Source organism: Bradyrhizobium sp. Pha-3, assembly GCF_042258325.1.
Classification (GTDB): Bacteria; Pseudomonadota; Alphaproteobacteria; order Rhizobiales; family Xanthobacteraceae; genus Bradyrhizobium; species Bradyrhizobium elkanii.
In genome coordinates this window covers 2,663,351-2,678,394 of sequence record NZ_CP170151.1, presented here as the reverse complement: position 1 = coordinate 2,678,394, position 15,044 = coordinate 2,663,351, and the positions used below count along the sequence as shown (strand labels likewise).

13 protein-coding genes are annotated in these 15,044 nt (G+C 64.9%); 8 read left to right on the top strand and 5 right to left on the bottom strand.

What is annotated here, in order from left to right; all coding sequences use genetic code 11:
- Nucleotides 1-321: 321 nt before the first annotated feature.
- Nucleotides 322-1,554, bottom strand: a complete 1,233-nt coding sequence (locus ACE10X_RS12500; protein WP_038387388.1) for a rhodanese-like domain-containing protein — start codon at nucleotides 1,552-1,554, stop codon at nucleotides 322-324.
- Between the two features lie 246 nt (nucleotides 1,555-1,800).
- Here ACE10X_RS12500 and glgC point away from each other — a divergent pair, with 246 nt between their 5' ends.
- Nucleotides 1,801-3,063, top strand: coding sequence for a glucose-1-phosphate adenylyltransferase (gene glgC, locus ACE10X_RS12495; protein ID WP_038387399.1), 1,263 nt, complete (start codon nucleotides 1,801-1,803; stop codon nucleotides 3,061-3,063).
- Complete coding sequence (gene glgA, locus ACE10X_RS12490; RefSeq protein WP_038387389.1) at nucleotides 3,060-4,514, top strand: glycogen synthase GlgA; 1,455 nt, start codon at nucleotides 3,060-3,062, stop codon at nucleotides 4,512-4,514. Before glgC ends, glgA begins: the two co-directional genes overlap by 4 nt.
- Before the next feature lie 10 nt (nucleotides 4,515-4,524).
- On the opposite strand, the gene ACE10X_RS12485 is transcribed toward glgA, so the two are convergent.
- The 4 genes from ACE10X_RS12485 to ACE10X_RS12470 all read right to left on the bottom strand — a co-directional run bounded on the left by ACE10X_RS12485 (nucleotide 4,525) and on the right by ACE10X_RS12470 (nucleotide 7,965).
- Nucleotides 4,525-4,839: a hypothetical protein gene (locus ACE10X_RS12485; protein WP_038387390.1), complete on the bottom strand. Its 315-nt coding sequence runs from the start codon at nucleotides 4,837-4,839 to the stop codon at nucleotides 4,525-4,527.
- Between the two features lie 131 nt (nucleotides 4,840-4,970).
- Nucleotides 4,971-6,101, bottom strand: coding sequence for a serine hydrolase (locus ACE10X_RS12480; protein WP_080583517.1), 1,131 nt, complete (start codon nucleotides 6,099-6,101; stop codon nucleotides 4,971-4,973).
- Between the two features lie 526 nt (nucleotides 6,102-6,627).
- Nucleotides 6,628-7,116 (bottom strand): DUF417 family protein, encoded by a 489-nt coding sequence (locus ACE10X_RS12475; protein ID WP_038387391.1) that lies wholly within the window; start codon nucleotides 7,114-7,116, stop codon nucleotides 6,628-6,630.
- A gap of 213 nt (nucleotides 7,117-7,329) precedes the next feature.
- Nucleotides 7,330-7,965 carry a TetR/AcrR family transcriptional regulator gene (locus ACE10X_RS12470; RefSeq protein ID WP_038387392.1) on the bottom strand — a complete coding sequence of 212 codons (636 nt, stop codon included), beginning with the start codon at nucleotides 7,963-7,965 and terminating at the stop codon, nucleotides 7,330-7,332.
- A gap of 249 nt (nucleotides 7,966-8,214) precedes the next feature.
- Here ACE10X_RS12470 and ACE10X_RS12465 point away from each other — a divergent pair, with 249 nt between their 5' ends.
- From ACE10X_RS12465 to ACE10X_RS12440, 6 genes are read left to right on the top strand one after another with little or no spacing between them, the layout of a single operon-like run.
- A complete protein-coding gene (locus tag ACE10X_RS12465) occupies nucleotides 8,215-9,525 on the top strand; it encodes a phytoene desaturase family protein (RefSeq protein ID WP_375764199.1) in 1,311 nt (436 codons plus the stop codon).
- Between the two features lie 5 nt (nucleotides 9,526-9,530).
- Nucleotides 9,531-10,385, top strand: coding sequence for an ABC transporter ATP-binding protein (locus ACE10X_RS12460; protein WP_038387394.1), 855 nt, complete (start codon nucleotides 9,531-9,533; stop codon nucleotides 10,383-10,385).
- Entirely contained in the window at nucleotides 10,382-11,176 is a 795-nt protein-coding gene (locus tag ACE10X_RS12455; protein ID WP_038387401.1) for an ABC transporter ATP-binding protein, read from the top strand. Before ACE10X_RS12460 ends, ACE10X_RS12455 begins: the two co-directional genes overlap by 4 nt.
- A complete protein-coding gene (locus tag ACE10X_RS12450) occupies nucleotides 11,176-13,110 on the top strand; it encodes a long-chain fatty acid--CoA ligase (protein WP_051003206.1) in 1,935 nt (644 codons plus the stop codon). Before ACE10X_RS12455 ends, ACE10X_RS12450 begins: the two co-directional genes overlap by 1 nt.
- Entirely contained in the window at nucleotides 13,111-13,983 is an 873-nt protein-coding gene (locus ACE10X_RS12445) for a branched-chain amino acid ABC transporter permease (RefSeq protein WP_038387395.1), read from the top strand.
- Entirely contained in the window at nucleotides 13,983-15,029 is a 1,047-nt protein-coding gene (locus ACE10X_RS12440) for a branched-chain amino acid ABC transporter permease (protein ID WP_038387396.1), read from the top strand. Before ACE10X_RS12445 ends, ACE10X_RS12440 begins: the two co-directional genes overlap by 1 nt.
- Nucleotides 15,030-15,044 lie beyond the last annotated feature (15 nt).

Here is a 15,044-nt window from a genome sequence, read left to right as displayed (position 1 = left end):
CGACTCCTCACGGCGTTCGTGCTTAAAGGCCGCGCCGTACTGGATGCCTGTGCGGGGTATGGCACCGGAGAGATGAGAGCCCGCGGCTCCTCCAACACGTCGTCCCTGCCTAGTGCGCAATTGCGCACTAGGGAGGGACGACCATGCCGGCATGATTTCTGAATAATGGAAGAGTACCGCTGATTTGCCCGACGAGTCAAGTTGCCGTGTCCGCCGGCAGCCACCGGCTCCTTTGCATGGGGTTGTTTTCGATATTTTGGCAGTCGCCCCTGCGACGCGGCACCGACGGATGCGATCGTACCGCCGTCACCACGTCATCTGCTAGATCACATAGAACCCGTGCGTGCCGTCGCGACGCAGCTGGTCGACGAGGCCGTACTCCCAATCGAGATAAGCCTGCATCGCCTGCTCCGCGACGCCGGTGCCTTCATAGGGCCGCCGGTAGCGGTGCGCGGGATCGGGCCGCGGCACGAGGCGCGGCGATCCGACTTCGAGCCGGCCGTCATAGCCGCCGTCCAGCACATAGACCTCCCAGCCCATCTGCGCGAGCCAGGACGCCGTCATGTCGGCGCGGATGTTCTTGTCGTCGGTCAGCACGATGCGCGCGCCGCGCACGGGCGCGGCCATGTCGATTTCCTGCACCAGCTGGCCGCCGGCATAGTGGCGGAAGCCGGCAAGGTGACCGGCCGTGTATTCCTCGGCATCGCGCACGTCGAAGCGATACAGCGTATAGTGCGCGTCCTCGTCCAGCGCGGCGAGTTCATCGATCCCGATGTGACGGACGCCGGCGCGATAGGCGACGTCGCGCGCATTGTCGCCTGCGCCCTCGAACGGACCGATGCCGCCGCGCTTGCTGGCGCCGTGCTCGAGATCGTGCTTCGCCAGCGTCCAGCCGATCGTGCCGTTGCGCAGCGCCCGCACCTTGTTGGGCAGTCCGGCATTGATCAGCGACTGCGTGCCGATGATCGAGCGGGTGCGGCCGGCGCAGTTGACGATGATGGTGGTGTCGGGATCGGGCGCCGCGCGCCCTGCGCGCAGCACCAGCTCGGCGCCGGGCACGCTGACCGAGCCCGGGATGTTCATGGTGGCATATTCGTCGAAGCGGCGGACATCGAGGATCGCGATATTGGCCTTGTCCGATATCAGCGCGGCGACCTCATCGGCGCTCAGCGACGGCGTGTGCCTGCGCGACTCGACCAGCTCGCCGAACGCCTTGGCGTAGGAATTGACGTCCTCGAACACCTCGTAACCGGCCGCCTTCCAGCCCTGCAAGCCGCCCGCAAGCGCAGCAACGTCGCTGTAGCCCAGCGCCCGCAACTGGTCGGCCGCGGCCGCGACCAGCCCCTCGCCATTGTCATAAAGGACGATCGGCACGTCCTTGCGCGGCAGTCGCAGCTCGGCTTCGAGCGCGATCCGGCCGGCCGCCATGTTGGCGGCGAACAACGGATGGCCGGTGGCGAATTCCGCTTCATGCCTGACGTCGAGCAGCGCGATCTCCCGGCGCAGCAGCAGCGTTGCGCGGATGTTCTGGGGCGTGACGGAAGCAAGTGTCATGGAATGCTGGCCTCGGCAGGAAACGGGCAGGCTTGCTCTAGGCCGAAATCGCGCCTCGTCAATAGCTTTAACCGGCCCGCAACCCCGATCTCCGGGAGACGGGATTCGGGGAACGAAAGCTCGCCATCCGCTTTGCTCAACCGGGATGCACTTGCTACGTTCCCAATCGGCCCCGTTGGCGCCCGATCAGGCCTTCCGGACAAGAGAAGGCAGCGGGGCCACGCCTGAAGTTCTGGGAGGATGACCATGAGATCCGTCGGAAATGAACCCTTGTCGCGTCACGCCCTCGCCTATGTGCTGGCCGGCGGACGCGGCAGCAGACTCCAGGAGCTCACCGACAAGCGCGCCAAGCCGGCCGTCTATTTCGGCGGCAAGTCGCGCATCATCGACTTCGCGCTCTCCAACGCGGTGAATTCCGGCATTCGCCGTATCGCGGTGGCGACCCAGTACAAGGCGCACAGCCTGATCAGGCATCTGCAGGGCGGCTGGAACTTCTTCCGCCCGGAACGAAACGAGAGCTTCGATATCCTGCCCGCAAGCCAGCGCGTCTCGGAGACCAACTGGTATCTCGGCACGGCGGATGCGGTGTACCAGAACATCGACATCCTCGAGGCGCATGGCACCAAATACATTCTGGTGCTCGCGGGCGACCACATCTACAAGATGGATTACGAGGTGATGCTGAAGCAGCATGTCGAGAGCGGCGCCGACGTCACGGTCGGCTGCCTCGAAATGCCGCGCACGGAATCCAGCGGCTTCGGCATCATGCATATCGACGAGACCGGCCTGATCCAGTCCTTCCTCGAGAAGCCGGTCGATCCGCCGCCGATGCCCGGCAAGCCCGACAAGTCGCTCGCCAGCATGGGCATCTACGTGTTCGACTCGCAATTCCTGTACGATGAATTGCGCCGCGATGCCGCCGATCCGAATTCCAACCACGATTTCGGCAGGGACATCATCCCCTATATCGTCAAGCACGGCCGGGCCGTGGCGCATCAGTTCAACGATTCCTGCGTCCGCTCCGGCGACGATCCGCGCTCCTACTGGCGCGACGTCGGCACCGTCGACGCCTATTGGGGCGCCAACATCGACCTCACGGATGTCGTGCCGGAGCTCGATCTCTATGACCGCACATGGCCAATCTGGACCTATGCCGAGATCACCCCGCCCGCCAAGTTCGTGCATGACGAGGACGGACGGCGCGGCCAGGCGGTGACCTCGCTGGTCTCGGGCGCCTGCATCATCTCGGGCGCGGCGCTGCGGCGCTCCCTGCTGTTCACCGGCGTGCACGTCAATTCCTACGCCAATATCGAGAATGCCGTGATCATGCCCTATGTGAATGTCGGCCGCGGAGCCCGGCTCAGAAACGTCGTGATCGATCGCGGGGTGCGGATTCCGGAAGGGCTCGTGGTCGGCGAAGATCCCGAGTTCGATGGCAAGCGCTTCCGCACCACCGAGCAAGGCGTCACGCTGATCACACAGTCGATGATCGACAGGCTAGGGACATGACGCCCATCCGCGTCCTCGCAGTCGCCTCGGAAGTCTACCCGATCATCAAGACCGGCGGCCTCGCCGACGTGGTCGGCGCGCTGCCGGCGGCGCTGAAGCAGCACGGCGTCACGACGCGGACGCTGGTGCCCGGCTATCCCGACGTGCTCAAGGCGCTGGCTTCGGCGGAGACGCTGCTGCACTGGCCGGAATTCTACGGCGGGCCGATCCGCGTGCTCGGCGGCACGCATGACGGCCTCGATCTGTTCGCGCTGGACGCGCCGCATCTCTATGCGCGGCCCGGCAATCCCTATGTCGGCCCGGACGGACGCGACTGGCCGGACAACGGCATCCGCTTTGCCGCGCTGTCACGGATGGCGGCGGAAATCGGCCAGGGTGCGATCACCTCCTTCGTCCCCGACATCGTGCATGCGCATGACTGGCAGGCGGGCCTCGCACCCGCCCTCCTGCATTATGCCGGGCAACCGCGCCCCGGCACGGTGATGACCGTGCACAACCTCGCCTACCAAGGCCAGTTCTCGCCGGACATGCTTGCCGCGTTCGGCCTGCCGGGCGAATCCTACGCGCTGCACGGCGTCGAATATTACGGCACCATCAGCCTGTTGAAGGCCGGCCTGCAATTCGCCGACCGCATCACCACGGTGTCGCCGACCTATGCGCGGGAGATTCAAAGCGACGAGGGCGGCATGGGGCTCGGCGGCCTCTTGCGCGAACGCGCCGATGTGCTGAGCGGCATCCTCAACGGCATCGACATATCAGTGTGGAATCCGGCCACCGATCCCGACATCGCGGCGCGCTTCAGCGCCGAGCGGCCGGCGGAGCGCGCTGCCAACAAGGCGGCGCTGCAGCGGCGCTTCGGGCTTGATCCCACGCCGGATGCGATGCTGCTCGGCGTCATCAGCCGGCTGTCATGGCAGAAGGGCCTCGACCTTCTGCTCGACAACATCCCGACGCTGCTCGGCGAAGGCATCCAGCTCGCGCTGCTCGGCAGCGGCGATCGCGACCTGCAAGATCGCTACGCCGCGCTGGCGCACGACAATCCCGGACGGATCGCGGTCGTGATCGGCTACGACGAGGCGCTGGCGCATCTGATCCAGGCCGGCGCGGACGCGCTCGCGGTGCCGTCGCGCTTCGAGCCGTGCGGCCTCACCCAGCTGTGCGCGCTGCGCTACGGCGCGGTACCTGTTGTCGCCAATGTCGGCGGCCTTGCCGACACCGTGCTCGACTTCGACGAAGTCGCGATCACCGGCGATGCGCCGACCGGCGTCAAGTTCGCACCCGTGACCTCGGATGCGCTCGCCCATGGCTTGCGCAAGGCAAACCTGCTGTTCAACGACAAGGTGACGTGGCGCCGGCTGCAGCAAGCCGGCATGGCCACCGATGTCTCCTGGCACAATCGCGCCGGCCGCTACGCCGCCCTCTATCGCGAGCTCGCGACGACGCGGCGCTAAGCCGCCGCGGTCAGTTCAGGAGATCGCAGGACGCAATACGGTTGATGTCGGCCAGGCGCCGGTCGGGATTTCCCTTGAGATCAAGGCTTGCGACGAGATCGAGCAGCCGGCCATAGGCGCGGTCGGCGACCGCAACGGCCAGCGGCTCCTCGTCGAAAGTTTCGACGTAGTTGCCGACGAGACCACTCAGCAACTGGCAAACGCCGCGCTGCTCCGGGTCGTCCCTGCCGAGGATCTCGAGTTTCTGCTGGAAGGTCCTGAAGGTTCGCAGCCCATGGGGCTGTTGCGAAAGCCAATTGTGCAAATCAGGATACAGATCGGTCATATCAGCCTCTTCAAAATAGAGAAGAAGCTACCGGCTTATACAGCCGATCACGGTTCCGCGCCATCGCGATTTTTGCATGCATCCCCTGCCCTGCCGCGCAGGCCGTGTCATTGGACTGGCACGTCCTGCGACTAGAGTCGCGCGAGCGCCGGCAAAATTCTGTAGCGCGCGATCTCGTGCGGATAGTCGCCGCGATTGGCGAGCAGCACGATGCCGAGCCTGCGCGCGGGCACCAGCCCAACATAGGCTGAGGCATTATTGAGACCGCCCGGCTTGTCGATCACGGTGACGTCGTCCAGCCGCACATGCTCCCATCCCATCGCCTGGCCGAACTTGTCGTCGACGCGAAAGCTCTCACGCTCGGTCATCTGCAACGCCGCGCGCAATTCGGGATCGATCACCGCGCCATCGAGGCAGGCGCCCAGCAATGTGCCGAGATCGCGCGCCGTTGAGAACATCTGGCCGGTGCCCGGAAAATCATAGTAACGCTGCTGATTGCCGGGCGGACCGATCGCCGTGCCGTCATGGGAGTAGCCCTGAACCACACGCTGCATCATCTCGGGCGCCATCCCCGCGCGGTCGTCTCCGCTGCGGTCCGGAACGAAGGTCGACGTCATGCCGAGCGGCTTGAGGATACGGCTCCCGATCAACGTCGCGATCGGCATGTCGTAGCGCCGCTCCAGCACCAGTTGCAGCAGCACATAGCCGGCATGGCTGTAGATGCGCTGCTTGCCCGGCCGCTCGCCTGCCAGCGGCGTCCACGCATTGAGCATCGCGATGAACTGATCACGGCTGAAGGTCCCGACCGGCCATGGCGGATGATCGGTCGGCAGCAGCAGCCCGGACGTATGATTGACGAGTTCGCCGATGGTGACGCGGCTGACGTAGTCGCCGTGCAATTCGGGCAGATATTTGTTGACGGGATCTTCCAGCCGCAATTCGCCACGCTCGGTGCCGAGCGCGACCAGCGTCGCCTCGAACAGCTTGCGCAACGAGGCGAGATTGAACAGCGTGTCCGGGGTAACCGGCCGCTTCGCTGTGGCATCCGCGAAACCGTAGTTGAAGAAGGCGACCCGGCCGCCGGCATAGACCGCCGCGGCGAGGCCGCCCGGGTCGGCCGCAGTCGCGGTCGGCGCGAGTTCCGTCGTGACGATGTCCCTGATCTGCGCATCCATGTCGGAATCCGCGCGCGCCACCCCGAGCACGCCAACAGCGACGACGAGCAGGACGGCCGCGATCCGGACGGTGAGCCATTGTCTCATGAAGAACGAAATCAGGACGATGTTGCGATGTAACCCGCGAGCGAGTCTGTTCACCATCGAGAGATGGCAACATCACGATCCTAGCGGTGGAACCGATGCGTCCGAATTCACGATTGCGCGTCTTGCGCCGTTACCATCCCGGCTGGGGACGGGGCGGCCCGATCGCTGTTCCGGTGGTCACTTCCGGAAGCCGCGATCGCGACCGCCCTCCCACTCCAGCCACGGTGCGGGAACTGCAATCGAACTAAAAAATGCGGGACGTTTGAAAATGACGGGAGTGGGCTGCGACGAAAAGGCAAGATCGGCGCTTGCCGATCGGGCCAAGGATATTTCTGACTTCGTCACATTCCGCTCCCAACCGGGGACGTTTCTTCCTAGCAACAATTCGTCAATCGAAGGTTGCATAAGCCGATTGGATTCGATTTTCAAGACACGGTCGTCCGCGACGTTTTGTCCTGTTCCAGATGCCGAATGCGCGCGATGCCTCGTTAAACATCGATTAACCATCGATCGCGCCGCGCGAGGCCTATGTGGCGCGCGAGCGGATGATCGACCGCGGCAACGACGCCAATAGCAGCACGAGGCAGACGCAGAGCAGCACGATGTCCTTGAACAGGAACTCGCCGGCCAGGTTCCAGGCCATCGGATCGGTCGACAGGCTCCATTTGACCACCCCGGGAGTCGTGAAGAAGAACGACCACGTCACCGCGAAGGTGATGACGCCCATCAGCGAGCCGATCGCCGAGAGAACCGGGCTGAACGCGCCGGCGGCGAGCAGCACCGCAATGCCGAACTCGGCCACCCCGAGCACGTAGGCCTCGCCTCGGAGACCGAACACCGACAGCCACGAGATGAACGGGCTGTTGCTGATGAACTGCGCGATGCCTTGCGCCGACTGCAGCGTGAATTTCTGCATGCCGAACGACACGAAGATCACGACCATGACCCAGCGCAGGATCGCGAGCGCTCGATAAGACCCCTCGCCCTGTTCGGCGATGTTGAACGACAGATTCATGCGGATGTTTCTTCCCTCGCTGCGATGCCATCATCGGCCGCTGTTGCGGCGTTCGTGGCAGAACTACGTAACGCGCCGTGCGCGCGTTACGCGCGGGACAACGTCTCGGCCTTCACGATGATGTGCAGACGAGATGAGGAATAATCGCTGCGAGAGATATCTCGCTGCGAGAGATATCATCGGCGCGCAGCCGCAAAGCGCGCCGCGTCGGCCTCAGGCGCGCTGGCGGAGCGGCCGCGCGGCGTCCTTTGCCGGCACCGGCGTGGTGAAGCCGTACAGGAACAGGTCCACCACCATGTCGGCGAACTCCCCTGGATCGATCCCGCCCTTCGGATCGTACCAGGTGTGGCTGAAGTTCAGGATGCCGAACAGCATCATGCTGTAGATTTTCTTGGTCCGCTTGACGATCTTGCCTTCCTTGTCGAGCTTGACCAGAAGATCCGAGACCGTGTCGACCAGCTGGCGCTCCAGCGCCTTGATCGCATCCTGCTCGGTCTCGCCGAGGAACGAGAGGTCGTTGAGGATCACACGCTGCTCGTCGCTCGAACGCGCATTCAGCGCGACGATGGCCTGGATCGCGGCGCGGAACTGCTCCAGCGTCGTCGCCTTTTCGGCCATCGCGGCCTCGACATCCGCGATCATCTCGCGGATATGGGCGTCGAGGATCGCGAACAGGATCGCTTCCTTGGAATCGAAATAATGGTACAGCGCGCCGCGCGACAGCTTGCAGGCATCCGCAAGGTCGGCGATCGAGGCACGCATATAGCCCTGCCGCGCGAACAGGCCGCAGGCGGTGGTGAGAATGCCCCGCTGAATCTCGTCGTAATTCTCTGAGCGCGTTCGCGCCATTGCCGTCTCTCTCATGCACCATCGGCGCCGCCGGAATCGGGCGACTACCGTCTCTCTATACTACCGCCGCCGCACGCTCTCCTCCCCTTTGCGGGCACCATCCACCAGAACTCTTCGATCGCCCACGATGACGCGACCTGCGTCAAAAAATAATTTGAACGACCGGTCGGATTATATTAGACTGCCTTCCATCAAGCAAGCAGATTGCGCACGCCGGGACCAACCCGGCGGCATCGAGGGAGGTTGTGCGTGGATTCTCAGAAGATCGATGCTGTCGTGATCGGAGCCGGTGCCGGCGGGCTGTGCGCCGCGGCGCGCCTTGCCCATGGCGGGTTGCATACGCTCGTCGTCGACGACAAGGACCGGCTCGGCGGCCGCGCCTCGACCGAGGAGATCGACGGCTTCAAGGTCAATATCGGGGCGATCGCGATCGAGTTCGGTGGCGTGTTCGAGGAAACCTTCCACACCGTCGGCGCCCCGCTCGACATCCGCGCGCCGGAGCCCGCGAGCTCGTTCTTCATCGACGGCAAGGTGATCGATGTCGGCCGCGGCGGCTGGTCGCTGCTGCTCGGCCAACTGACCAAGCAAGCCTCGCGCATCCTGGAGAAATTCGCCGACGCCCGCTCCGGCAACCTGCCCGACGGGCGGCAATCGACCGAAGACTGGCTGAAGGGCTACACCAGCAACGCCACGGTGCACGCGCTGTTCCGCAATCTCTGCGCGGCGATTTTCGCCTGCAACGCCGCCGAGCTGCCGGCCCGCGCCTTCCTCACCTATTTCACCAGCAAGGGCGCCTTCAAGAAGTTCGGCTTCTGCCCGCAAGGCACGATCGGGGTCTGGAACAGCCTCGGCAACGCTGTCAGGCGCAATGGCGACATCTGGCTGCAAACGCCTGCGACCACGATTCACACCGCCAACGGCAAGGTCGAGGGCGTCACCGTGCTCAGGAATGGCGAGCGGGTACGGATCGACACCGATCTCGTGATCAGCAATGCCGGGCCAAAGGCCACGGTCGCGCTTGCCGGCAGCGAGGCGTTCCCGGCGGACTACCTCGCCAAGGTGAAGAACGACCTGCGCCCGGCCGCCAACATCGTCATCAATGTCGCGAGCCGCGAGCCGCTGATCAATCATCCCGGTATCGTCACCTTCGGCAAGACGCGCCGGCTCTGCAACATGGCGAACCTCTCTGCCACCTGCCCGGAATTGGCGCCACCCGGCTGGCACCTCTACGTCGCCTATGCCGTGCCGGTGCCTGCGCTCGGCGATTTCGATCCGGACACGGAGGTCGCGCTCGCGCTCGAGGATCTACGCGAGCAGTTCGCGAATTTTGACCAGGCCAGGATCCTGTCGATCCGGGTGATGCGCGACGACTGGCCGGCGCAACGCAGCTGCGCCGGCTACGATCTGCCGCGCGAGACCGGCATCGAGGGCCTCTGGTGCGTCGGCGACGCGGTGAAGCAATATGGCAATGGCGGCACGCAAGCTTGCGCCGAGACCGCCAAGCTCGTCACCGATGCGATCCTCGCCGCGCGCCCGCGCTTATCGGCCGGCCGGGTCTGAGCGCGATGCCGACGACCATCCCGCATCCGATGCCGCAAGCAGCGCCAGAGGCCATGCCGGCGCAGGATTGCCTGCTCGACTTCCGCAACATCCGGATCGTCTACGACAATGCGATCGAGGCGATCCGCGACGTCTCGATCGCGGTGCCTGAGGGCAGCATCGTCGCCCTGCTCGGCTCCAACGGCGCCGGCAAGTCGACGCTGCTGAAGGCGATGTCCGGCATCCTCTATACCGAGGAAGGCGTGATCGAGAACGGCAGCATCCGCTTCCGCAATGACGAGGTGCATCGCCTTGCGCCGGACGAGCTGGTCCGCCGCGGCATCGTGCAGGTGCCGGAGGGCCGTCGCGTGTTCGCGGCACTCACCATCGACGAGAACCTGCAAATGGGCGGCTACACCAGGACCAGCGCCGAGGCGCGCGAGCGCCGCGACAAGGTGTTCGCGCTGTTTCCGCGGCTATATGAGCGGCGCGATCAGATCGCCGGCTACATGTCCGGCGGCGAGCAGCAGATGCTCGCGATCGGCCGCGCGTTGATGACCGATCCCGTGCTGCTGGCGCTCGACGAGCCGTCGCTCGGCCTCGCGCCGCTGATCATCGACCGCATCTACGAGGTGATCGTCCGGCTGCGCGACGAACTGAAGATGACGGTGCTGCTGGTCGAGCAGAACGCGCAGCGCGCACTCGATATCGCCGACTACGGCTACATCCTGGAGACCGGCCGCGTCGTGCTCGACGGCACGGCAGCGAGGCTCACCGCCAACGAGGACGTCCAGGAATTCTATCTCGGCGTCTCCTCCACCGGCCGCAAGAGCCTGCGCGACGTCAAGCACTACAAGCGCCGCAAGCGGTGGCTGTCGTGACCGCGCTGCTCACGGTCGAGAACTTGTCAAAGCGCTTCGGCGGCCTGCAGGCGGTCGCCGATGTCAGCCTGCGCGTCGCGCCCGGCGAGATCTGCAGCGTGATCGGTCCGAACGGCGCCGGCAAGACCACGCTGTTCAACATGATCTCGGGCGTGCTGCGGCCGAGTGGCGGCCGCATCAGCTTCGACGGCATCGACCTCTCGACGATCTCGCCGTGGAAATTCGCCGCGGTCGGTATCGGCCGCACCTTCCAGAATCTCGCGCTGTTCAAGCACGGCACCGTGGTCGAGAACATCCTGACCGGCCGTCACACCCATCTGCGCTCGACCGTGCTCGATGCGGTGTGGTTTTACGGGCGTACCCGCAAGGAAGAGATCGCGGCACGGCAGCGCGTCGAGCACATCATCGAATTTCTCGAGATCGAGCATATCAGGGACGCCGTGGTTGGCACGCTGTCCTACGGCCAGCAAAAGCGCGTCGAGCTCGCCCGCGCGCTCGCCTGCGAGCCGAAGCTATTGCTGTTGGACGAGATGGTCTCCGGCATGAATCAGGAGGAGACCGAGGACATCGCACGCTTCGTGCTCGACATCCGCGACGAACTCGGCATCACCGTCGTGATGATCGAGCACGAGATGCGCATCGTGATGGACATCTCCGACCGCGTCCATGTGCTGAATTTCGGCCGCAAGATCGCCGAAGGCACACCTGGTGAGATCAGGCGCGATCCGGCAGTCGCGGAGGCCTATCTCGGCGGCCAGCGCACTGAAGCGATGACAAAGGCAGGCGCGTGATGTCGACGCTGGACAGCCTGCGCACCGCTCATCCGCCGCTGCAGGCGAGCGCGCCGCGCAACCCGCCGGCGACCGGCGCCGACGCGTTCCAAACCGCGCTTGCGGATGCCGCCATCACCATCCCGCAATTGCTGCGGCAGCGCGCCGCCATGCACGGCGAGGCGCTGGCGCTGCGCGAGAAGGACTACGGCATCTGGAATCCCTATTCCTGGCACCACTATTACGACACCGCGCGCGCGGTGGCGCTTGGCCTGCTGTCGCTCGGCATCAAGCCGGGCGACCGGATCGCCATCGCCGGAGAGAACACGCCGGAATGGTTTTATGCTGATCTCGGTACGCAGATGATCGGCGCGGTCGCGGTCGGCATCTATCCGACCAACCCCTGGGTCGAGCTGCAATATATCGTCAAGCATTCGGGTGCCCGCATCGTCGTCACCGGCGACCAGGAGCAGACCGACAAGGCCCTGGATGCGATGGCGGGCAATGGCGGCCTGCCGGACCTCGAGGCCATCGTCTGCATCGACATGAAGGGCCTGCGGCATTACCGGCAATCGGAGCTGATGTCGTTCGCCGCATTGTGCGAGCGCGGCAGGGCCTACGCGCAGCAGAACCCGGAGGCCGACGCCACGCTCGACCGCCTGATCAGCCAGGGCGCGCCCGACGACGTCTGCATCCTCGTCTACACCTCAGGCACGACAGGTCCGCCCAAGGGCGCGATGCTGACCCATCGCAATCTCGTCTATGCCGCCTATGCCTATGCCAGGACCGTCGGGATCGCCGACAAGCCGTTCGAGGCGGTGAGCTATCTGCCGCTGTGCCACGTCGCCGAGCGCTGCTACGGCACAGTGACCCATCTCGTGCTCGGCGGCACCGTGTCCTTTGCCGAATCGATCGACACGGTCGCAATCAACATCCGCGAGATCGCACCGACCTTCTTCGTCGGCGTTCCCCGCATCTACGAGAAGCTGCAGCAGGGCTTTCTGTTCCGCCTCGGCGAGAGCGGTCGCCTGCGCCAGAGCTTCACCAGGGCCTGTCTCGCCTGGGGCCGCACGCTGTCCGACCGCCGGCAGGTCGGCGACGACAACTGGCTCGATCGCGTGGCTTATGGGGTGCTCTATCTCCTGATGTTCCGCAATTTGCAGCGCCATCTCGGCTTCGCCCACAGCCGGCACCGGCTCTGCGCCGGCGCCTCGATCTCGCCGGAGACGCTGCGCTTCTTCGAGATCATCGGCCGCCCGGTGTCGCAGGGCTATGGGCTCACCGAAAGCGGCGGCGTCGCCTTCATCCAGACTGAGAGCCATCACCGGATCGGCGGCTGCGGCGTGCCGCTGCCGCAGACCGAATGGAAGTGTGATACCGACGGCGAGATCCTGCTGCGGAACCCGGGCGTCTTCAAGGGCTACTTCCTCGACGAGAACGCCTCGACCGCCTCGCTGGAGCCCGGCGGCTGGCTGCGCACCGGCGACATCATCGATGTCCTCGACAATGGCGAGATCGCCGTGGTCGACCGCAAGAAGGCGATCATCATCACCGCCGGCGGCAAGAACATCGCGCCGTCGGAGATCGAGAACGCGCTGAAGGATTCCGAGTTCATCAAGGAAGCGATCGTAGTCGGCGAGGCCAAGAAGTATCTCGGCGCCATCATCCAGGTCGACTACGACAATGTCGGCCGCTGGGCGCGCGACCGGGCGCTCGCCTACACCAACTACAAATCGCTGTCGCAGCTTCCCGAAGTGAATGAGCTGGTCGAGCGCGTCGTCAACGAGACCAACAAGCGGTTCGCCCGGGTCGAGAACATCAGGCGGTTCGCCATCCTGGAAAAGGAGCTCGACCATGACGACGGCGAATTGACCGCCACGCAGAAGGTACGCCGCGCCATGATCGAGAAGAAGTTCGCGCGCGAGCTCGCGATCATCTACCGGGCGGAGGGCTGAATGCAGTATCTCATCCAGCTGCTGATCTCGGGGCTCGCGATCGGCGCGATCTACGGCCTGATCGCGATGGGTTTCGCAGTGATCTACAAGTCGACCGGGCTGGTCAATTTCGCGCAGGGCGAAATGACCATGATCACGGCTTACATCGCCTGGACGATTTCGACCACGGTCAGCGGCAATGTGTTCGTCGTCGCGGTGGGCGCGATTCTCGCCGCTGTCCTGCTCGGGCTGATCATCGAGCGCCTCGTGATGCGGCCGATGCTGGGCGAGCCGGTATTCGCGACCGTGATGGTGACGATCGGGCTCGCGGTGATCCTGCGCTCCGCCATCAACTTCATCTGGGATGCCTATCCGCATGGCCTCGATATCGGCATGGGCCGCGGCATCGTGCATCTCGGCGGCATCGGCGTGCGCACCGGGCAGCTTGCCGTGATCGCGACGCTGCTTCTGCTGCTTGCCGCGATCTGGGCGTTCTTCCGCTACAGCAAGGTCGGGGTTGCGATGCGCGCGGTCGCGGCCGACGATCGCACCGCGCTGCTGATGGGCATCAGCGCAACAAGAGTTCATGCGCTGGCCTGGGCCGCCTCCTCCGTGATCGCCGGCATCGGCGGCGTGTTCTTCGCGCTGTCTTATGATCTATCGCCGGCGATGTTCCAGCTCGGGCTGAAGGCGTTTCCGGCCACCATCCTGGGCGGCCTCGACGCCGTGCTCGGCTCCGGCCTCGGCGGCCTCCTGATCGGCATCACCGAAAACCTGGCCGGCGGCTATATCGGCTCCGGCATGAAGGAGGTCGCGGGCTTTGCCATGATCATCATCGTGCTGATGATCCGCCCGTTCGGCATCTTCGGCGAACGCGACATCGAGAGGGTGTGATGCGCACCGGCGATTACAAGCAGAGCTACGGCGAACTGGTTGCGCTGATCGATTCCCCGCCGGTGTGGCTATGGTCGGCCGTGTTGCTGCTGGCGCTGATCGCAGCGCCTTACGTTCTGAATTCCTACGCCCTGTCGTTCCTGATGATCATCCTGATCACGGTCACCGGCGCGCTCGGGCTCAACATCCTGACCGGCTACACCGGTCTGATCTCGCTCGGCCATGTCGGTTTCCTCGTCACCGGCGCCTATGCCTACGCGGTGCTGGTCTCGAAGTACCACATGCCGCCGCCGGTCGGCTTCCTCGGCGCCGGCGTGGTGCCGGCGCTGGCGAGCCTGATCGTCGGCGCGCCGTCGCTGCGGCTCAAGGGACTTTACCTCGCCATCACCACGCTCGCCTTCTCCTTCATCATCAACACCGTGATCCTGGAGATGCGCTGGCTCACCAACGGCGCGCGCGGCATTCAGGTGCAGCGGCCGGAGATCTTCGGCATCAGCTTCGACAGCGATGCCGCCTTCACCTATCTCTGCCTCGGCATCGCGGGGCTGACGCTGTTCGCCACCCTCAACATCCGCCGCAGCCGGGTCGGCCGCGCCTTCGTCGCGATCAGGGACAACGACACCGCGGCGCGCGTCATGGGCATCAACCTGCATGCCTACAAGCTGTTCGCCTTCATCACCTCGGCGTTCATCACCGGCATCGCCGGCGCGCTGTACGGCATCTACCTCTCCTTCGTCAGCGTCGAGGGCTTTCCGTTCCTGCTCTCGATCGAGGCGCTGGCGATCCTGATCGTCGGCGGGCTCGGCTCGGCGCTCGGCGCGGTGCTCGGCACCATCCTGATCGTGCTGCTGCCGGAGGCGACACGGATCGTCTTCAGCCTGTTCAGCGCACAGATGGACGCGACCTTCACGACCGGCGCGCAGGAGCTGAAGAGCATGCTCTACGGCCTCGTCATCATCCTGTTCCTGCGCTTCCAGCCGAGGGGGCTGGTCGGCGCCTGGCACGACATCAGGCGGGCCTGGGTGCACTGGCCGCTGCGCTACTAACAAAAAAACGCAACA